This is a genomic window from Pseudomonas trivialis, assembly GCF_036864995.1.
Classification (GTDB): domain Bacteria; phylum Pseudomonadota; class Gammaproteobacteria; order Pseudomonadales; family Pseudomonadaceae; genus Aquipseudomonas; species Aquipseudomonas trivialis.
Genome location: NZ_CP142151.1, coordinates 2,072,321 through 2,092,140 on the forward strand (window position 1 = coordinate 2,072,321; position 19,820 = coordinate 2,092,140).

At 59.4% G+C, this 19,820-nt stretch carries 14 protein-coding genes; 10 read left to right on the forward strand and 4 right to left on the reverse strand.

Annotation, left to right across the window (positions count from 1 at the left end; translation table 11 throughout):
- Positions 1 to 6: 6 nt before the first annotated feature.
- Genes tssE through tssB form a run of 3 tightly spaced genes read right to left on the reverse strand, consistent with a single transcriptional unit; the run spans position 7 to position 2,434 of the window.
- Positions 7 to 420, reverse strand: a complete 414-nt coding sequence (gene tssE / locus VRB54_RS09335; RefSeq protein WP_338480506.1) for a type VI secretion system baseplate subunit TssE — start codon at positions 418 to 420, stop codon at positions 7 to 9.
- Positions 421 to 1,893 (reverse strand): type VI secretion system contractile sheath large subunit, encoded by a 1,473-nt coding sequence (gene tssC / locus VRB54_RS09340; RefSeq protein WP_338481077.1) that lies wholly within the window; start codon positions 1,891 to 1,893, stop codon positions 421 to 423.
- 37 nt (positions 1,894 to 1,930) lie between these two features.
- The gene (gene tssB, locus VRB54_RS09345) at positions 1,931 to 2,434 is read right to left on the reverse strand and encodes a type VI secretion system contractile sheath small subunit (protein WP_338480507.1); all 504 of its coding nucleotides are present in this window, start codon (positions 2,432 to 2,434) and stop codon (positions 1,931 to 1,933) included.
- A gap of 374 nt (positions 2,435 to 2,808) precedes the next feature.
- Here tssB and vasI point away from each other — a divergent pair, with 374 nt between their 5' ends.
- The 7 genes from vasI to VRB54_RS09380 all read left to right on the forward strand — a co-directional run bounded on the left by vasI (position 2,809) and on the right by VRB54_RS09380 (position 15,465).
- A complete protein-coding gene (gene vasI, locus VRB54_RS09350; RefSeq protein ID WP_338480508.1) occupies positions 2,809 to 3,435 on the forward strand; it encodes a type VI secretion system-associated protein VasI in 627 nt (208 codons plus the stop codon).
- A complete protein-coding gene (gene tssA / locus VRB54_RS09355; RefSeq protein WP_338480509.1) occupies positions 3,423 to 4,841 on the forward strand; it encodes a type VI secretion system protein TssA in 1,419 nt (472 codons plus the stop codon). The genes vasI and tssA overlap by 13 nt, the downstream gene beginning before the upstream one ends.
- Before the next feature lie 4 nt (positions 4,842 to 4,845).
- Positions 4,846 to 7,368: a type VI secretion system Vgr family protein gene (locus VRB54_RS09360; protein WP_338480510.1), complete on the forward strand. Its 2,523-nt coding sequence runs from the start codon at positions 4,846 to 4,848 to the stop codon at positions 7,366 to 7,368.
- Complete coding sequence (locus VRB54_RS09365; RefSeq protein WP_338480511.1) at positions 7,365 to 9,170, forward strand: alpha/beta hydrolase; 1,806 nt, start codon at positions 7,365 to 7,367, stop codon at positions 9,168 to 9,170. Before VRB54_RS09360 ends, VRB54_RS09365 begins: the two co-directional genes overlap by 4 nt.
- Positions 9,158 to 10,390, forward strand: coding sequence for a T6SS immunity protein Tli4 family protein (locus VRB54_RS09370; protein WP_338480512.1), 1,233 nt, complete (start codon positions 9,158 to 9,160; stop codon positions 10,388 to 10,390). The genes VRB54_RS09365 and VRB54_RS09370 overlap by 13 nt, the downstream gene beginning before the upstream one ends.
- A gap of 79 nt (positions 10,391 to 10,469) precedes the next feature.
- The gene (tssM, locus tag VRB54_RS09375) at positions 10,470 to 14,117 is read left to right on the forward strand and encodes a type VI secretion system membrane subunit TssM (protein ID WP_338480513.1); all 3,648 of its coding nucleotides are present in this window, start codon (positions 10,470 to 10,472) and stop codon (positions 14,115 to 14,117) included.
- A 25-nt stretch (positions 14,118 to 14,142) separates the two neighbouring features.
- Entirely contained in the window at positions 14,143 to 15,465 is a 1,323-nt protein-coding gene (locus tag VRB54_RS09380) for a hypothetical protein (protein WP_338480514.1), read from the forward strand.
- A 50-nt stretch (positions 15,466 to 15,515) separates the two neighbouring features.
- Here the strand turns inward: VRB54_RS09380 and VRB54_RS09385 are convergent, their stop codons facing one another.
- Positions 15,516 to 16,193 (reverse strand): GntR family transcriptional regulator, encoded by a 678-nt coding sequence (locus tag VRB54_RS09385; protein WP_338480516.1) that lies wholly within the window; start codon positions 16,191 to 16,193, stop codon positions 15,516 to 15,518.
- Positions 16,194 to 16,489: 296 nt separating this feature from the next.
- On the opposite strand from VRB54_RS09385, the gene VRB54_RS09390 reads away from it, so the two are divergent.
- From VRB54_RS09390 to VRB54_RS09400, 3 genes are all read left to right on the forward strand, one after another.
- Positions 16,490 to 17,575 carry a phosphotransferase gene (locus tag VRB54_RS09390; protein ID WP_338480518.1) on the forward strand — a complete coding sequence of 362 codons (1,086 nt, stop codon included), beginning with the start codon at positions 16,490 to 16,492 and terminating at the stop codon, positions 17,573 to 17,575.
- A 25-nt stretch (positions 17,576 to 17,600) separates the two neighbouring features.
- On the forward strand, positions 17,601 to 18,956 hold the full coding sequence (locus VRB54_RS09395; protein WP_338480519.1) for an aspartate aminotransferase family protein: 1,356 nt from the start codon (positions 17,601 to 17,603) through the stop codon (positions 18,954 to 18,956).
- Positions 18,957 to 19,148: 192 nt separating this feature from the next.
- A complete protein-coding gene (locus VRB54_RS09400; RefSeq protein WP_338480520.1) occupies positions 19,149 to 19,817 on the forward strand; it encodes a haloacid dehalogenase type II in 669 nt (222 codons plus the stop codon).
- Positions 19,818 to 19,820 lie beyond the last annotated feature (3 nt).

The following is a 19,820-nucleotide window of genomic DNA, read 5'->3' on the forward strand; positions in this document are numbered from 1 at the left end:
GCATTCTCATCTCACACGGGTGTAGCCGTCGCGGCCGTGCATGGCCACCTCGATCTGCACCTGTTCTTCCTTGTGGTTGACCTGCACCTGGCAATCCAGGCGAAAGTTCAGCTCCAGCGGCAGGTCCGGGTCGGGCTGAAAGCGCACACCCGTGACCTTGATGCGCGGTTCAAAGGCTTCCACCGAACGCCGGATATCGGTGCTGATGGCCACCACCAGATCACTGCTGGCTTGGGTGACGCCGTTGAAATCGCGCAGGCCCAGCTCAGGGCTGCTTTGCGAGCAGCCCTGGCGTGAGTTGAGCACCTGTTCCAAGTGGCGTTTGATCGCCTCGACCCGCTGGCGCGCCTGTTCACCCGCACTGCCGGGGCGGTAGCGCGGTGCGTCGGGCTCCAGGCGTTCGAACAGGCTGGCGCCCACTTATTGGGTGTCCAGCCGACCGACCAGGGAGATCTCGAAGTTGGCGCCCATGTACTTGAAGTGCGGGCGCACGGCCAACGACACCTGGTACCAGCCTGGATTGCCTTCCACGTCCTGCACCACGACTTTTGCGGCGCGCAAGGGGCGACGGCTGCGCACGTCGGACGAAGGGTTTTCCTGGTCGGCGATGTACTGCTTGAGCCAGTCGTTCAGCTCGCGCTCCAGGTCCTGGCGTTCCTTCCAACTGCCGATCTGCTCGCGCTGCAGCACCTTGATGTAGTGGGTCAGACGGTTGACGATAAACAGGTACGGCAACTGGGTGCCGAGTTTGTAGTTGGTCTGGGCTTCCTGACCTTCGCGGGTCTTGGGGAAGTTCTTCGGTTTCTGTACCGAGTTGGCCGAGAAGAACGCCGCGTTGTCGCTGTCTTTGCGCATGGTCAGCGGGATAAAACCGGCTTCGGCCAGCTCGAATTCCTTGCGGTCGGAGATCAGCACTTCAGTTGGGATCTTGGCCTGCAATTGGCCCAGGGATTCATACAGGTGCACCGGCAGGTCATCCACCGCGCCGCCGGACTGCGGGCCGATGATGTTCGGGCACCAGCGGTAGCGGGCGAAGCTGTCGGTGATGCGCGAAGCCATCAGGAACGCGGTGTTGCCCCACAGGTAGTTGTCGTGATTGCCGTCGACGGTTTCGTCGTAGCCGAAGCTGCGCGTTGAATTGTCGTCGGTGCTGTAGGGCGGGCGCAGCAAGAAGCGCGGCAGGGTCAGCGCCAGGTGGCGGGCGTCTTCGGATTCGCGCAGGCTGCGCCATTTGGTGTGGCGTGGGCCGTCGAAAATATCGCTGATTTCCTTGAGATCGGGCAGGCCCTGGAAGCCTTCGAGGTTGAACAGTTCAGGCCCGGCCGCCGAGACAAACGGCGCATGGGACATGGCGCCGATGGAGGCCACATAGCTGAGCAATTTGATGTCTGGCGAGCTGGGGCCAAAAGTGTAGTTGCCGACGATGGCGCCCACCGGTTCGCCGCCAAACTGGCCATAGCCGGCGGTGTAGACGTGCTTGTACAAGCCGCTGCGGGTGATGTCGCCGGCATTGTCGAAGTCGTCCAGCAGTTCATCCTTGGTGACGTGCAGCATTTCCAGCTTGATGTTCTCGCGAAAGTCCGTGCGATCCACCAGCAGCTTCAGCCCACGCCAGGCCGATTCCAGTTGCTGGAACTGCGGCTGATGCAGGATCACGTCCATCTGCTTACCCAAGGCGCGGTCGATTTCGGCAATCATCTGGTCAACCCGGTGCTTGTTGACCGGCTGCCGGTGATCTCCGCTTTGCAGGATTTCGCTGATGAACGCGGCCACGCCTTGGCGGGCCACGGCATAACCTTCCTGAGACGGGCGAATGGTGGTGTTGGCCAGCAGTTGGTCGAGCAACGACAGGGGTTCGTCAGCCACCAATACTTGGGCGGCGGCGCTTTCCATAGGCATGGGGAGTACTCCGTTGAGAAGGGCGTTCAAATCAGTGGTTGGGCGCGTCGAGCACCAGGTTCAGTTCACTGGCCAGGCGTTGACGGGCGGTTTCATCGGTCAGCAGGTTTTGCAGGTGTTTACGAAAGGCCGGGACATTGCCCATCGGGCCCTTGAGCGCAACTAAGGCTTCGCGCAGTTCCAGCAACTTGTTCAACTCCGGTACTTGGCGGGCGACCGCGTCGGGGCCGAAGTCATTGATGTTTTTGAATTGAAGTTGCACGTTCAAATCGGTGTCTTGGTCGTTGTTCAAAACAGACGGAACCGCCATGTCCAGAGCAACTTCGGCTTTGGTAAGGACTTCAGTGAAGGTGTCTTTATCTATTCGAACGGATTGCCGGTCTTCAAGGGCGGTTAGTTCACCGTGGCCTTTGAAGTCACCGGTAATCAACAGCTTCAAGGGCAACTCGACTTCGGCTTGTTGATCGCCCGTGGCCGGCACGTACTTGATGTTGATGCGTTCTTTAGGCGCGACGGAACTTTGAGATTTCGACATGGGAAAAATCCTTTTTTGAAAGTGGCGCCATTAAAAGCGCCTGTTTCGTAAAAGTCATGTCGGACAAAGTCGATTCGTTTCGTGGTCTTGGGATGTAAGACGTTTCGCTGTTTAATGATTTTTATTGCTGCGGAGAAAATTCTTACGCTAGTTGGTTTTATTGTCTGAGGGGGATGTCTGTTATTTGAAGATTTTGCAGAAAAGTTACGCCTGCGACTTGCCTGTTTGTTATCTGAGCGTTCACGCTAAGTTGCTGCGCTTAATGGTGGGTTTTCACCGTCGGCTCAACAATAGTAGAAGTTGAATTAAAGTCCCCGGAGGAGACGTTGATGTGCAAAGGAAGGCGACGTTGGCGTTGTTTTGGGGGCCTGTGTGTGGCGCTGCTTGCCGCGCAAGTGCAGGCAATCCCCGCCGCGCAGGATTGCCCGGCGATCGTGTCGCCTCTTAAACGCCTGGAGTGTTTCGACCTGGCCGCCGGCACACCCATCCATCATCCGCCCGCGTCGCCAAAGGCGCTGGGCAGGGTGCTGCCGATTGTCGACCTGGTGCAGCGCAACGAGGTCAGGCGTACAGCCGAGGACCAGCGCTTTCTGCTGTCGTCTTTCCCGGAGCCAGATAACGTCCAGCCACCGCGGCTGGTGATATCCGCCCCGGCCTTGGGTGCATTGCCGCCCCGTCCCTATTTGGCGATCAGCTGCGAATCGCGTATTTCGCGGCTGCAATTGGTACTCGATGAGCCGGCCAAGCCCAACAGAATTCGTATTCAGCTATTCAAGGATGAGCGTCCGATCTTTGCGGCCTATCAATGGCAGGTGCTGGACGACGCCGGCCTGGTGGTCGATGCCGGACGCGGGCTGCAAGCCATCTCGCTGTTGCGCAACATGGGCGGTGGTCAACGCCTGCGCGTGGAGAGCGATTATCCAAGGCTGCACGGCCTGGTATTCGATGCCGAAGGGCTGGGCGAACTGATCGAACAGGAGCGTCAGGCATGTCGCTGGTAATCGACGTTCCGGTCGATGTCGTGAACCGCTTGCTGGCCCCGATTTACCCCGAGCAACCTGCCGGGCATTTCGATGTGGAGGACGAAACCTACCAGGCCATCGACCAGGAAATGGTCAAGCTTGGCGGCTTGCGCGAAAGTGATATCGACTGGCCCTACATCGACGAAGCCTCCCGCGAATACCTGACCTCCCAATGCAAGCACTGGCGCATCGTGGCCCATCTGCAAGTGGTCTGGTTGCGTACCCGTCAGTGGCCGCGCTGGGCGGATGCCCTGGCGTTGGTCGCCGGCATGGTCGAACAGTATTGGGACAGCGCGCACCCCAAGCCCGGCCCGACCGGCTACCTGAACAAACGCAAGCAGGTGCAGCGTCTGTTGAGCGACCTGGAACACGGATTGCCGACGCTGGAGCGCAGCAGCTTTGAACCCGCCTATCAAGCAGTGGCGCAGCATGCCCTGGCCAGCCTGAAACAGTGCCTCAAGAGCGCCAAGCTCGAGCATGCGCCACTGGATTCGCTGCAACGGCAGTTGGACAAATACGGCGAGCCGCTGGTGGCGAGCGAGCCTGCCCGTGCGGCCACCGGCGCTGGCGTTCTGGACTCGGCTTTTTTCGCCAGTCCCAAGCCGCACGCCCCGGGCAACGAGCGTGAACAGCGCCGAGCCGTATTGAGCATGGCCGAACAGATCAACCAGCAGGACCCCTACGACCCCACCGGCTATCAGTTGCGCCGTTTCGGTCTGTGGTCCCATCTGCGCACCGCGCCTTCAATCGTCCGAGACCGCCGCACTGAATTGACCGCCGTGCCCAAGGACATCGTCGACGGTTATCAGGACGCGCTGAACCAGAGCGCCGCCGACCCGAACCTATTGCTGCGCATCGAAAAAAGCGTCTGTGCCTCGCCGTACTGGCTGCGCGGCAGTTACCTCGCCGCCCACGCCGCCTCGCGCCTGGCGATGGAGGAGGTGGCCGCCGCCATTCGCCAGACCTGCGAACGTTTTGTCTGCCGTTTGCCGGCCCTGCTGGAGCTGTGCTTCAGCGACGGCACGCCGTTCGTGGATGCGCAGACCCAGGCTTGGATCACAGGCGCCGATCAGACCGACACAACGGGCAGCCCGGTACAGGAATACGCCGGCCTGCGCGATGAACTGGCCACCCAACTCACTCAGGAAGGCGTCGAAGTGGTGCTGCTGCGCCTGCAGGACCTGCACGCCACCCATGACGCCCCGCGCCAACGCAGCTACGCCACGGTGATCGCTGCCGACCTGTTGGCATCCCGTGGCTTGTCATGGCTGGCGGACGACCTGTACGCCAGCGTTGCGCGATTGATGCGCGATACCACGGCGCAGGGGTGGGAGCCGCAGCTGTATCAGAAGGTGGCAACCGTCATCAGTGAAAGTAAGGACTAGTCACATGCCCCGCCAAAGCGACTTGCGTTTCACCTTCGAGCCCTTGAAGGGCGACGTCTTCGACGTGGTCTCGTTCAAGCTCGAAGAAGGCCTCTCCATGCCGTTCAAACTGGAGCTGGAGCTGGCCAGCCACAATGCCGCCATCGACTTCAATAACATGCTCGACCTGGCGGCATTGTTCACCCTCTGGCGCGGCGAAACCCCGGTGCGCTACGTGCACGGCCTGGTCAGCCTGTTCAGCCAGGGGGACACCGGCTTTCGCCGTACCCGCTACACCGCCGTCATCGAACCCACCCTGGCACGCTTCAAGCTGCGCTCCAACTGGCGCATTTTCCAGGGCCAGGGCGTGCCCGACATCATCACCAGCCTGCTTGCCGAGCATCAGTTGACTGATCTGCGCAGCGAAATATGCTTTGAGCACCCACCCCGCGAATACTGCGTGCAGGCCGGCGAAACCGACTTCGATTTCATCAGCCGCCTCGCCGCCGAAGAAGGCATGCTCTACCGCTTCGAGCACCGCGCCGATGGCCACACCCTCATCCTTACCGACCGCGTCGGCGGCCTTGGCACCGTCGGCACTCACACCGATTGCGCGGTGCTCTATCAGCCCATGCCCGGCGGCGATGCCATGGAGCCGGCACTCACCCGTTTCCACTACACCGAACAGGTGCGTACCGCCGTGCAGGTGCAGCGCGACTACACGTTCACCCACCCGCGCTACAACCAGCAACACACCGCCCGCAGCGGCCAGGATCTGAACAACCAGCACAAGGACTACGAACGCTACGACTATCCCGGGCGCTACAAACGCGACATCGCCGGCGCACCCTTTACCAAAACGCGCCTGGCCGCCCTGCGCAACGACGCCAGGCTGGCCCACGTGAGCGGTAACGACGCGCGCCTGCAACCGGGGCTGGCGTTCGACCTCAACGAGCACCCGCGCGAGGATTTCAATGACCGTTGGCGCACCATCGCCATCACCCACGAAGGCACGCAGCACAGCAGTCTGGAGGAGGAAGCGTTCGCCAGCACCAGCGGCACGGCCTATGGGCTGAAGGCCACGGCCATTCGTTGGGCCTGCGACTGGAAAGCCCCGTTGGGCGAGAAACCCTGCATTGACGGTCCGCAGATCGCCACCGTGGTCGGGCCGCCGGGCGAGGAGGTTTATTGCGATGAATGGGGCCGGGTGAAAGTGCAGTTTCCGTGGGATCGCACGGATAAAAACAACGACCACAGTTCCTGCTGGATTCGCGTCACTCAGGGCTGGGCCGGCGCAACCTGGGGTGCCATGGCCGTGCCGCGAGTGGGGCAGGAACTCATCATCAGCTACCTGGACGGCGACCCCGATCAGCCTATTGCCACCGGTCGCGCCTACCGGCAGACCAACTTGCCGCCTTATGAACTGCCCAGACTCAACGCTGTAGCGACCACCAAAAGCCGCGAGTTCAAGGGCACACGGGCCAACGAGTTGCGCATTGACGACACCACCGCGCAAATCAGTGCGGCATTGATGAGTGATCACGATCACAGCGCCTTGCACCTGGGTTACCTCACACATCCGCGCCACTACGGTGGCGGAAAACCAAGAGGCGAAGGGTTTGAGCTGCGTACCGACGGTCACGGGGCGCTGCGCGCAGCCAAAGGCTTATTGCTGACCGCCGAAGCACAACTGAACGCCGGCGCGGGCCAACTGGAACGCGGGCAAGTCATCGAGGTGTTGCAGGCAGCCCTGACGCTGGCAAAACACTTGGGGGCATCGGCTGAGGTTGCGCAAGGCATTGCTCAGGATTGGCAGCCGCAACAGGCCCTCGCCGATGCCGTGAAGGTGCTGGGGCAGGGCGCCAATGATCAGCCCAACGGCAGCGGCGAGGGTGCGCAACCGATCATCGCGTTGAGCGGGCCTGCCGGCGTCGTCGCCGCCACCTCCCGCAGTATCGCCTTGGGCGCAGGCGAACACATCGACAGCGTTGCACAACAGAACCAGCAACTCACCGCCGGAAAAAAAGTGGTGATCAATGCCGGCGACGAGCTGGGCCTGTTCGCCCAGGGCGGTGACATGCGCCATATCGCGCAGAACGGGCAACTGCTGTTGCAGGCCCAACACAACAGCATTCAGGTGCAAGCGGACCAGAGCGTGGAAATCAGTGCCAGCCAGCAACACGTGCTGGTGGCGGCAGACAAGCACATCACCCTGCTGTGCGGCGGCGCCTATATCAAGATGCAGGGCGGCAACATCGAGCTTGGCATGCCGGGTGACTTTACGGTGAAGGCCGCTAACACACGCTTCCTTCAGCCAAGCCATGCCAGCGCGCACTTCAATAGCTGGCCCGCCACCTCGTTCAACGAACGCTTCCAAACCTTTTTCAGCAATGGTCACCCCATCCGCAACCGTGCGTACGCCCTGGTCCGCAAAGACGGCGCACGTATTGAAGGGCGCAGCGATGGCGAAGGCTTCGTCACCCTGCAACAGGGCATGACGCTGGAAGGGCTGGTACTGGAATGGCTTGAAAACGGAGACCTCACATGACCGATAACCCGACGGCGCCGCGTATTGCGCCCATGACCTACAACGCGCGTGGCAATCCGGTGCATACCTGGACTCTCACGCCGAGCCATATCACTGACCCGGTGCATTGCATATTGCCGCCGGATGGGGTGCTGCCGGTGATTTTTGTGCCGGGGATTATGGGGTCGAATTTGAAGAGTAAGCCTGCGGAGCAGGAAAGCGAAGATCAGGGGGAGGAGGGGGTTCCCATCTGGCGGTTGGATGCTGGATTTTTGGGTAAAAATATGTGGTTGGCGAAAAACTGGATATTTAAAACAGCGGGCGAGCGTCAAAAAATTCTGCACCCGGTACGCGCCACTGTCGATAACAAAGGTGCGGTACCCCGACACTCTGTAGGCACGGTCATAGCGCAGTCAGGCTCGGATAAAAAACAGACAACTATGGCCCTGACCAAGCGCTACCAAGAACGCGGCTGGGGCGAAGTCAGCGAAACCAGCTATCACGCGTTTCTGCTGTGGTTGGAAGACGCCATGAACAACGAATTCCTGCCGCATAAGTGGCCGCAGTTCGATATCCAGCCGGAGCACTTGCACACCGTTGCCGTTGAGCCTGGGCCCACCCAGATCACCCAGCTGAAGCCTGAGCTGCCCATCGCCATGCCGGGGTTGGGTGCCACCCTTGCGGCCCAGTTGCCCTCGATTATTTCCGACGAGTTGGTGGCGCGCGGCGACTACCGCATGCCGGTGCACGCGTGCGGTTACAACTGGCTGGACTCCAACGACAGCGCCGCATCAAGACTGGCCGAGCGCATCAATGAGTTGATGCACCAGTACGGTCGCAACTGCCAACAGGTGATCCTGGTCACCCACTCCATGGGCGGGCTGGTGGCGCGTCGTTGTGCGCAGTTGCCGGGGATGGCCGACAAAATCGCCGGTGTCGTTCATGGGGTAATGCCCGCTACCGGCGCGCCGGTCGCTTATCGCCGCTGCAAGGTCGGCATGAGTGACGAAGACCCCATTGCTGGCGCGGTGATCGGCCCGTCCGGCCAGGAGGTCACCGCCGTGTTTGCCCAGGCGCCAGGCGCCTTGCAGTTGTTGCCTACTCAGGATTACACCCCGGGTTGGCTGCGGTTGGTGGACGAGCGCGGCGCGCCGGCCATGCCGCGTCAGCCGGTAAAAGATCCTTACGAGGAGATATATCTGCGTCGTGACCGTTGGTGGGGGTTGTTGCGTGAAGAGTGGTTGGCGCCGAAGGGTGGGCACCCGATCACGTGGGAGACATTTGCGAGGAACATAAGAAAGGCAGGCAGCTTCCATCAACGTATTGCTGGCTCCTACCATCCGCAAACCTACGTCTACTACGGCAACGACGACAAACATCCCAGCTTCGAATCCATCACCTGGGAAATGCAACGCGGGTCTCGTCTCAACGGACCCAATGCCTCTCGACCCGATGCCTTCACGGTGTCCAGCCTGCAGATGCACGAGGTCCGAGACGACGGACGCAGTCCGATCTACGTAGGAGGGCAAGCCGAAGCTATCGCGCCCCCACGCGGCGACCCCGATATGCCGGTAAAAACCGTGCAGACCAGCTATTGGGAACTGCATTGCCGCATGCAGGACGGCGCGGGCGACGGCACCGTACCGGTGAGTTCTGGTCGCGCACCGGTAATGCTCGCGCGCAAGGACTCGATCCGCCAGCAGGTTCAAGCGCCCGGCTTTGACCATGAAGCGTCTTATGGCAACCCATTAACCCAGCAGTTCACCCTCTACTCCCTCATCAAAATCGCGGCGAAAGCCAAGAGGCCTCTATGCGTGGGTTGACCATTTTTTTGACATGCCTGCTGTTTGGGGCGGTCGCTGCGTGCACCGCCTTCAAACAACCCAGCGAACAGGAGAAACGAACCGTGCACGAACTGACCAGCAATATGCGCACCTGGGCGCTGGGCCGGGGATTGATCGATGTGCCCGCCAATTGGACAGGCAGCGGGGATGTAAAACTGTATTACGGCTTGGGGGCCGATCACACATCCGTTGAAGTGCGCGTGCTGGGGGAGGGCGTGACGCAGGAGAGATTTGATGCGGCTTTGCGCGAACGCGTTGAGCGGATTGCGGCGATCAAGAACTCGGAGATGAATGATATACCCATGCTGGTTTCTGCCCGGGAAGAGACACCGCAAAATGTCCTGTTGCAATACTACATGCGTAAAACACAGCGCCAGACCTTCGTTCACGAACTTCACCTACTGGTCGACGACGTCTACGTCATGCTCCGTGCTGATTCCTTCAAAGGCAAGATCGGCCCTGTTGAGAATCGCTTGTTAAAACTGTCAAAGGAAATCTTCAAAGTCACCCCAGACAATGCAGGCGCGGGGTTCGCGCTTGGGCCGGTTGTGATTCGCAGCCATCACGATCAGGAGATTGCGACATTCAACTTCCGCCCCCCGGCTTCGGATGTATTGCTGAATATCTACATCAACGCGTTATCACCTGATGATGAAGATCGCTTGCAGGTTCGAACCCAAAAGGACGGGAAAATATTCCTCGCTGGCGACTACGAGCAATTGCGGATAGGCCAAATTATATTGGCCGGCATGTCGGCCGAGGAATCCTTGATCGGCTTCAGTGACGACACGCACCGTCAAATACTCTTTGTGAGCGAGAACTATCGCAATAATCCCTCCTTAAGTCGTCCAGCCATGAGTATTCGTTTATCAGCAGGTGGAAAAAAGCGTACTGCCATAGATCCTGATAAACCTAGGGACCTCGTGCGCTGGACGCTTCCCGAGTTCGCCAACAAAGGCTACGACCTCCCGCTCTGGCAACGTCCCGCCCGCCGCGCGCCCGTCAACCCCTCCCTCACCGACTACGAAGCCATGGCCGTATGGGACGCGATCCTCAAATCCGTGCGCCTGCGCCCCAACGCGGTCGCGCCCAAGCCTGACCCCTGGGCCAACTACCGTGGACCCAGCGCTGCAGAAGCTGCCGAAAGCAAACGCATCCTCGATGAGTTCATCGCCAGCTTTGAAAAGCCCAAGCCATGACCATGGAGGTGCGTGAGAAAAAGAAAACAGCCTCATCGTCGGTAAGCAACGAACTCCGAACATTCGCTGGGAGCGATTTATGAAAACGGTCTGGACCAACCTCAAGCGCTGGGGCCTGGCGGTACTGCGTCAATTCAACCAGGCAACACCGGTATTGGTGCTGCTAAGCATGTTGTTCTTGCTGATCGCCATCTGGTGGCTGGGCCCGCAGTGGACTTGGCGTGAGCGCCAGCCATTGGGCGAGCTGGCGATGCGGGTCTCGGCCAGTGTGGTGGTGATCGTCGTGCCGCTGCTGATCTGGGCGTGGCGCGTGCGCGAGCGTTACCAGCGTTTGCAGAGCGAACGCCAACACGAGACTGCGGTGCAAGCCGATCCGTGCCTGGCTTATATCGAAGCTCAGGAGCGGGCACTGGACTGCAGCCTGGGCAACCTGCTGAACAATATGGAGCGCTGTCGTTCGCTTTATCAACTGCCGTGGTACCTGGTGCTCGGTAAGGAGAATGCCGGCAAGACCAGCCTGATTACGCGCTCCAACCAAAGCTTTGCCTTGTCCCATATGACCAGGGCCGGGGTCAGGACAAACCAGGAAGAGCCACTGGCGTATCCGGTGGATTGGTGGATCGGTGATGAGGCGGTATTGATTGACCCGCCGGGTGAGTTCATCAGCCAACCGGATTCTGCGGGTGAAAACGTCGAGCAGCAGGGCAAGGCCAAACCGGTGCTGCCCGCCGGTAGCCACACGCGCCTTTGGTCGCACCTGCTCGACTGGCTGGCGAGCAACCGCAGCCGTCGGGCACTCAACGGTGTGGTGCTGGTGGTCGACGTGCAGACCTTGCTGGCGCAGCGTCCCGAGCAGCGTAGAGACCACGCTAACCTGCTGCGTACGCGGTTGTTTGAGCTGACGCGGCAGTTGGGCACGCGCCTGCCGGTGTACGTGACGCTGAGCAAGTTCGACCTGCTGGAAGGTTTCGAGGAGTTCTTTGCTCGTTTGTCGCGCAGTGGCCGTGAAGACCTGCTGGGATTCACCTTCAGCCTTGACGCCGTGGATGATTTCGATGCGTGGTTGGTGGAGTTGAGCGGCCAATATCAAGCCTTTGTCACCTGCTTGAGCGAGCAAGTGTTCGATGGTGTCGGTGATGCACGCACACAGATCGAGCGCGACCGCTTGCAGGCGTTGACGCAACAGATAACAGGGCTGCGCCCGGCTCTGTTCGGTTTTCTCAGTGAAATGCTTGGCAGTGAGCGATTCACCACCCCGGCACTTGTGCGCGGAGTGTATTTTTCCTCGGTGTTGCAGCAGGGCACCTTGAGCAACGCCTTTATCCAAGAGGCGGGAAAGGCCTATCAATTGCCGCCACCGCCGCCCGAGGTCAAGCCGACCGGTGGCACGGTCATCTACTTTGCGCAGCAACTGTTCCAGCGGGTGATCTATCCCGAATCGGGGCTGGCGGGCGATAACATCAAGGTGGCCCGCAACAAGCGGCGAGTGCTCCTGGCGGGGTTCGGCGTCGCGTCTTTGGGGTGTCTGGTGACCATCGGTACCTGGCAGTTTTACTTCGATATCAACCGTGACAAGGCAGCCAGCGTATTGGCAAAGAGCCAGGAGTTCAGTGAGCGGGACATCGATGCCAAGCTCGACCCCACCGGGCGCAACCTGTTGCTGCCACTGGAACAGATCCGTGATGCGGTGCTGGTCTACGGCGACTACCGCCAAGCGTGGCCATTGTTGTCGGATATGGGGCTGTACCAGGGGAGGGTGATCGGTCCCACGGTGGATGAGGCCTATTTGAATCTGCTGTCCAAACGCTTCCTGCCGGCGATTGCCAGTGGTGTGCTCGATGCTATCAACGCCGCGCCTGCGGGCAGCAATCAGCAACTGGCGGCCTTGCGCGTCTACCGCATGCTCGAAGAGCGGCAAAACCGACGCGCCGCGATTGTCGAAGAATGGGTCGCCAGGCAATGGCAGCGTGCCTATCCGGGCCAGGGCCAGTTGCAGGCGGACTTGATGGGGCACCTGGGCTACGCGCTGAAATACGCCGATGCCGACTTGCCGCATTACCGCGAACGCATTGCCCAGGTGCAGCAGCAACTGCGCCAGTTGCCCATGGCTGAACGGGTCTATATGAGCCTGAAACAGGACGCACTGGAACGTTTGCATCGTCCGCTGGACCTGCGCAACGAGGTCGGGCCCGCGTTCGATATCGTCTACCGCCCACTGAACACCGATCAAGAGGGCAGCGGCCTGCAGTTGCCGCCGCTGCTCACCGCCAAGGGCTTCAAGGACTACTTCGAGCCCGGCACCGAGGGCATCATCGAACTGGCCATGATCGACCAGTGGGTGCTCGGCGAGCGACAACGCCTGGACTACTCCGACGAAGACCGCAAAGTGCTGACCCAACGTATCCGCGCCCTTTACAGCGCCGACTACGTGGACAGCTGGCGGCGCGCACTGAATCAGTTCGCGGTCACCGACTTCGACGACCTCAGTCACGGCGTGGCGGTACTGGAACAGGTTACCGGCCCGGCCGCACCGTTGCGGCGCCTATTGGAAACCCTGCGCGACAACAGCGTGATCTACCCGGCGGCACCCTCAGCCGAAGGGCAAGCGCAGCTGGCGCTGGACAAGGTATCGCCAGGTCAGCAACAGGCAGCAGGGATTCGGCGCGCATTCTCCAGTCTTTCAGAGCTGATCAGCGCACGAGGCGAGCAGCCGTCTTACTACGAAGAAACCCTGCGCTCGGTCAGCGCCGTTTACGACTACGCCAAAGCCGCGCACGACAACCCAGATCCCGGCAAGGCGGCGCTGAAAACCGTACTCAACCGCTTCTCCCTGGACGGCACTGACCCGATTGCCAACCTGCAACGCGTCGCCGTGAGCCTGCCCGAACCGTTGAACCAGCAGGTCAAAAAGCTTGCTGATCAGACCTCGCAGGTGTTGGTGATCGCCGCCCTGCGCGAGCTGGAAAAGCGCTGGGACAGTGAAATCTACAGCTTTTACCGCGAGCGTCTGGCGGGGCGTTATCCGTTCAAGGCCAGTGGCGAGGACGCCTCGCTGGAAGATTTCGAAGCCTTCTTTGGCCCACAAGGGCGCCTGCAACAGTTCAACGATCAATACCTGAAGGTGTTCCTCAAGGACAACCTCGACGCCCTGTACTCCGACAGCCTCGGCGGCTATCTGGTACGCGGTGACGTGCTTGAACAGCTGAAAAAGGTCGAGCGCATCCGCGACACTTTCTTCAACCATCGCGGCCAGCTGGCAGTGCAACTTACCATCGAACCCCTGGCCCTGAGTGCGACCCGCCTGAGCAGCATGCTCAGCGTTGACGGCCAACTCATCCCCTACCAGCACGGCGCGCCGCAACGCACCGGGCTGGTGTGGCCCAACAGCCTGGGCAACAGCAACGGCAGTCAATTGACCCTGGTGCACAGCACTGGCAATACAGCGAGTTTGAGCTATCGCGGGCCGTGGTCGTTGTTCCGGTTACTCAGTCGTGGACACCTCAATGGGCGGACCGACACCAGCGTAGACCTGACCTTTGCCGTAGCCGATGGGTTGATGCGCTATCGGATTGGGGTGGAGAAGCTCAATAACCCGGTTACCCAGCGCAGTTTTGAAGGGTTTGTGTTGCCCAGAACATTGCTGGAAGAACGTCGATCAAAGAGCGCCCCAGGCAGCATTGACGGTTTTTCAGCAACAGCGTTCAGCGAAGGACGCACACATCCGTAACCACAAGTGAAACAGGAACCTGTACATGGCAATCAAGCTACAAATATTGACCGAAGATCCCAAGGAAATTGAGTTGATCGAGCGTTACTGGGCGGCCGATGAGTCAGGGCAGTACCTTGAAAAAGTAAGTGCGCTGGCAGACGTTATTGAAATGGCTCCAGGCGTTACACTCGCAAGCTTCATACGGCAACGTTGCAAAGCATTCGATGACAATCAGGTGTGCCCAAAGTGCGCAGAACTGATCGAAATCAAAAGTCGCTCCGAAGCTAAAAAGGTCCCTCAGCGCTCCACCAGGCTTTGTACGCTGTGTCAGAACGACCAGGACGCGATTGCGCTTGCGGCTAAAAAGGCAAAAGCCGCAGAACTTGAACGTCAGTTGGCCGAATACGTACGCAAGCAGTCAACCCGAACGGTGGACTACTCAGCGGTGCCGGATAGTCAGGTGCTGCTCCTGCTGGCGTTGGACAGGGCCGTTGCTCCGAGACTGACCAATGGCAGCTTCAGATCAGGTGATTGCCGAGGGTTGGCGCCTCAGTATGTCGATGAGTTCATGCTGCAATTGCGCGACGCAGGGCTCGTGCTTGATGACCCCGGTAAAGCAAGGCCGGGTACCTACTATTGGGAAGGCGATGAGATTTGGATGTTGAGGGATCAAGTTGTCTATCGTTTGGCGCCGGATGCGGCGTCAAGGCGTGCGGACGAAGTCATTCGTAGCCTGTGGGATAGGATCTACACCGATGCGGACGGGCTTTTCAACCTGTGGCTTGATTACGCAGTCGCTGATGTCATGCGTTATCTGGCTACCCAATGCGAACTCTACAACCACTCACTGTCCGAACAGGAGCTGGAGGAAATCAAAAGCACCCTGCGCTGCGCATTGGAAACCTACAGTGTTTCGCAGCTCTGGTCGGTGGTCTGGAAGGTTGTCCGAGACGCCGCGAGCCTCGCTAATCGCGAGTACTACAATCGTTGGAAAGCAGCCGCAACCATTCCCGGCAAGATTCGGCGGAACCTGGAGAAGGTGCAGCGCGAGTCGATTGAACTCAAGGCATGGAGCCGCCCGGAGCAGCATCCTGCCGGCACGCTGGGAATGGTCTTGGGCGAAGTTCTGGGTATCGACGAAAATACCTCAGGCGCTAGAGTCTCTTCTCTTCTTGCCTGGCTCACGGGGCACGCCTGTTCACCTGCTGTCGAAGCTGCCCTGGACGAGCCGGTACGGGAATTGATGACCTTGGCACTGTCCCGTGACATCGGTGCTTCAGTGATGCTGCGGTTCGCGCAATTGATTCGCGCCGGTCATGACGCTGGTTTTGCTATTGAAGAAGTTGGTGAGGCGCTTCGGTCGTGAAGGGGGCAGGGTGCTTTTAGAGCGTTGCCAGGACGCGAACAAGGTAACGCTCACCGCCGACTCTCGAAATTCGCGCGCAACAGCTTCGTACTCAAATCCTCCCAGTGCTCGACAAAGGCTGCCCGAGCCGTTTCGAAATCCCGACTGCGCAAGCACTCTATCAAGTGCTCGTGGTCGGCGACGATATCTTGCGGGTCTTCGTAGCAGGGTTGTTGCAGCACCAGCAGCAGTTCGATCTCGCTCTCCAGCATGGCGTAGCTGCGTTGTAATCGCGGGCTGCCGCTGGCGCGGATAATTGCCCGGTGAAAGTCACCATCGGCAACCACAACCTCTGAACGGGGCGCATCGGCTGGGGTCTGGCGCAACTTTTCCACGGCACTCAGTGCGTCAGGTGGGATCACGCCGCTCAGAATAATCATGCGCACCGCTTCGGTTTCCAGCACCCCTCGCAACCTGGCGATATCCACGATTTCGTTCGGCCCGAACTCGGGTATGCAAAAGCCGCGATGCGGCACTTTGAGCAGCAGGTCGAATGTTACAAGCAGCTGCGCAGCGCTGCGGAACGTGTTGCGGGCGACTTCGTATTCCTCCGCCATTTTGATGTCCCGCAGAAATTCACCGGGCTCGAAATCACCGTTCAGGATTCTGGCTTTGAGCTTGGCAGCCAACACCTCTACCGCCGACAGATTGGCGGCGGGGGCTTGGGTGTTCGTGGTAAGAAAATTCATTTCGTGCAAGACCCGGGTGGAGGCGCGGCTGACGGCGATTCTAATACGTGATGGGGATATTGCACCAGTGAGGACCTGAGCATCCCCGATAATTGTGCGACAACTACAAAAAATCAAAAAAATTTTAATTTAATTATTTTTATTTAAATACAGATAGTTATGTGTGATCAATGTGTCTTTTAGGGCGATTTTTCAGCGAGTCTCCGTTTTATCCTCTTTAAAATTAAAAAGTTGTAGCACAATATTGCCTCATCGAAGGCTGCTCTACACGGTCTTCCAAGGCCTGGAGTTCAGCGATGCGAAAGATGCACGAAGCTGTAGATACGAACGGCCTTACGGCGTTGCAGGGCGATCTGGCAGCCCCTTTTACCCCGATTGCATTAGAAGAGGCCGGGCTGATTCTGCTGGATCAGTTCGGGATCAATGCCGATATGACGCGCTTCTCGACGGAAAAGGACGACACATTTCGCTGTGACACGGCTGACGGAAAATCCTGCGTTCTCAAAATTTCCAACCCGCAGGAAGTGCCGGTTGAGCTTTCGCTGCAAATCGAAGTCATGCGTCACATTGGGCATACGGCTCCTGAGCTTCCGGTCCCCAGGGTGTACCCGTCGCTGGAGGGCGAGTACCTCACGCCCATTGCGACGGCCAATGGCGATGTCAGGCACGTGAGGCTGATGAGTTTTCTGCCGGGCATGCCGCTGGATAAAACCAGCGCGAATGCTGAAATTCGTGAGCATATCGGCGAAATGCTGGCACGCCTCAGGTTGGCCACTGCCGGTTTTTCCCACCCGGGCGAGTCTCGAAAAGTGTGCTGGGATGTTCAGCACCTGAGCACGCTTGAGCCCTTGATGAGCTACGTGCCAGAGCGCCCACTTCGGCAGTTGCTGGAAAAAGCGCTCACTCGATTCCTGGACATCGAGGGCTTGATCGCCGGCTGTCGCAAACAGGTGCTGCATAACGACTTCAATACCTCAAACATCGTCGTTGACCCGCACAACCCGATGTCCGTCAGCGGCATTATCGACTTCGGTGACACCGTCAAAACGGCCATTGCCATTGATGTTTCCACTGCAATGATGAACCAGTTGGGCGTGGTCGGCGCAGGCAATGACGTCGATATCTTTGCCCCGGCAAACGATGTGCTGAGGGGGTATTTACGTGTCGCCGATCTGACCGCCGAAGAGCTCTCCCTGATCCCCCATCTGGTGATGGCGCGCCTGGTCACCCGAGCTTTGCTAACCACCTGGCGATCGCAGCTTTTTCCGCAAAACAGTGCCTACATCCTCAGGAATGCTGCCCCGGGCCGCGCTCAGCTGGACTGGATACTGGGCCGTTCACCGTCACACATGTCAGAGCTTCTGATGTCCTTCGCCGATTGATTCATCCTTGTGAGTGAGGATTCAAATGAGTAATGCAAAAATCGAGGCTGTCCGCGGTGATATGCCCAACGGCTTCAACCCGGCCCATACCGAGCACCTGGACGCTGCGGCGCGTGAGCATATACAGCGACGCACCAACCTGCTGGGGCCCGGCTATCGATTGTTCTATAACGAGCCGGTAGGCGTGGTCCGCGCCAAGGGTGCCTACCTCTATGACAAGGACGGTAACGAGTACCTGGACGCCTACAATAATGTGGTGTCGGTAGGGCATTGCCATCCGCGCGTTGTGGCCGCAATCACCCAGCAAATGACCACCTTGTGCAGCCACACCCGGTACATGCAGGAAGGGATTCTTGATTATGCCGAGCAATTGCGCGCTACCGCAGACGGTGAGATGGCGGCCGACGGCCAGATGATGTTTACCTGCAGCGGTTCGGAAGCCAACGATCTGGCAATCCGTATTGCACGCCATCACACCGGCAATACCGGCGTCATCGTCACCTCTGAGGCCTACCACGGCAACTCGGCAACGGTGGCGGCTTTTTCGCCGTCGCTGGGTGCCAATGCCAAACTCGATCCCTATGTACGCCGCGTGCCCGCGCCGGATTCCTACCGTATCCCGCGTGAAGCATTGGGGCGCTATATGGCCGATCAGGTCTCTGCCCAGATCCAGGATATTCAGCGCCATGGCGGTGGCGTCGCTGCCTTCATTGCCGACTGCCTGTTTTCGTCCGATGGCCTGTTCTGTGATCCGGTGGACGTGTTCGGACCGATTGCCGAGGTGGTGCGCAAGGCCGGCGGCTTGTTTATCGCCGATGAGGTGCAGTCGGGATTTGGTCGCAGCGGCACGCATTTTTGGGGCCATCAGCGCCACGGCGTGGCACCGGACATCATCACCATGGGCAAACCCATGGGTAACGGCTATCCCGTTGCCGGGTTGATGGTGCGCCCGCAGGTGGTTGAAAGCTTTGGCCGTGACATGCGTTATTTCAACACCTTTGGCGGTAACAGCGTGGCCATTGCTGCCGCCCAGGTCACCCTCGACGTCATCCAGCAAGAGCAGCTAATGCCCAACGCCAACCGCATCGGCGGACTGATCCTGGCAGGTCTCAGGGACCTCGCCGAGCGGTATGAGCAGATTGGCGACGTGCGCGGCACGGGCATGTATTTTGCCGTCGAGTTGGTCACAGACAGGGGCAGCAAAACCCCGGACATGAAAACCGCCCTGCGGCTGGTCAACCATTTACGTGACAAGCGTGTGCTTATTTCCGCCACCGGACCTGACGCAAGCATCCTGAAAATTCGCCCACCCCTGATCTGGACCGAAAGGGAGGTGGGGCGGCTGCTTGATGCCCTGGAGAGCGCGTTCGCGGCGTTGTGAAAAACACACGCCGGCTGCCTCGGCAAAGTCTGCCGGAGCAGGCCTCTCAAACAGTGTTTTGTACCAGTTAAACGTTACTTTCAATCGGTTTGCAGGGCGTCATGGTGTTTCAATAAATCCATCACAAACCGCCGTGTGCACCGAGTAAGGCTTGACCCGTTGCGACCTCATTAATCATTCAGGACTGCACTCATGAGCTTTCTTCGCCCCAAGTACATTACTTTCGACTGCTACGGCACGTTGACCAATTTCAAAACCGCTGCCTTGACGCGCGAGTTTTTCGCCGATCGCGTCCCGGCCGAGCGGATGGATCAGTTCATCAAGGACTTCGCGGCCCATCGGCTCGACCAGGTGATGGGCGACTGGCGGCCCTATGACGAGATTCTCAAGACAGCCCTGGCGCATACGTGCAAGCGTTGGGGGATTGAGTACCGGCAAGAAGGCCAGCTGTATTACGACGCAGTGCCGACCTGGGGCCCGCACGCGGACGTACCCGCAGGGCTTTCAAAAATTGCCGGCAAGATCCCCTTGGTGATTTTCTCCAACGCCATGGACGAGCAGATCATGCACAACGTCGACAAGCTTGGCGCACCCTTCCATAAAGTCTTCACCGCCCAACAGGCGCAGGCTTACAAGCCACGCCTGGCGGCGTTCGAATTCATGCTCGATAACCTGGGCTGCGGGCCGGAGGACGTGTTGCATGTGTCCTCAAGCTTTCGCTACGACCTGATGTCTGCCCATGACATGAAGATCAAGCACAAGGCATTCGTTGCCCGTGGGCATGAACAGCCGGCGAACGCTGCCTTTGGCTACCACCAGATCCCGGATATTGGCGGGCTGCCTGGCCTGGTCGGACTCTAGCCC

Bases quoted from the DNA above. Each gene is read 5' to 3' on its own strand.
- tssC (WP_338481077.1), bottom strand. From the start codon at position 1,893: ATGGAAAGCGCCGCCGCCCAAGTATTGGTGGCTGACGAACCCCTGTCG.
- tssB (WP_338480507.1), bottom strand. From the start codon at position 2,434: ATGTCGAAATCTCAAAGTTCCGTCGCGCCTAAAGAACGCATCAACATC.
- tssA (WP_338480509.1), top strand. From the start codon at position 3,423: ATGTCGCTGGTAATCGACGTTCCGGTCGATGTCGTGAACCGCTTGCTG.
- VRB54_RS09360 (WP_338480510.1), top strand. From the start codon at position 4,846: ATGCCCCGCCAAAGCGACTTGCGTTTCACCTTCGAGCCCTTGAAGGGC.
- VRB54_RS09365 (WP_338480511.1), top strand. From the start codon at position 7,365: ATGACCGATAACCCGACGGCGCCGCGTATTGCGCCCATGACCTACAAC.
- VRB54_RS09370 (WP_338480512.1), top strand. From the start codon at position 9,158: ATGCGTGGGTTGACCATTTTTTTGACATGCCTGCTGTTTGGGGCGGTC.
- tssM (WP_338480513.1), top strand. From the start codon at position 10,470: ATGAAAACGGTCTGGACCAACCTCAAGCGCTGGGGCCTGGCGGTACTG.
- VRB54_RS09380 (WP_338480514.1), top strand. From the start codon at position 14,143: ATGGCAATCAAGCTACAAATATTGACCGAAGATCCCAAGGAAATTGAG.
- VRB54_RS09385 (WP_338480516.1), bottom strand. From the start codon at position 16,193: ATGAATTTTCTTACCACGAACACCCAAGCCCCCGCCGCCAATCTGTCG.
- VRB54_RS09390 (WP_338480518.1), top strand. From the start codon at position 16,490: ATGCGAAAGATGCACGAAGCTGTAGATACGAACGGCCTTACGGCGTTG.
- VRB54_RS09395 (WP_338480519.1), top strand. From the start codon at position 17,601: ATGAGTAATGCAAAAATCGAGGCTGTCCGCGGTGATATGCCCAACGGC.
- VRB54_RS09400 (WP_338480520.1), top strand. From the start codon at position 19,149: ATGAGCTTTCTTCGCCCCAAGTACATTACTTTCGACTGCTACGGCACG.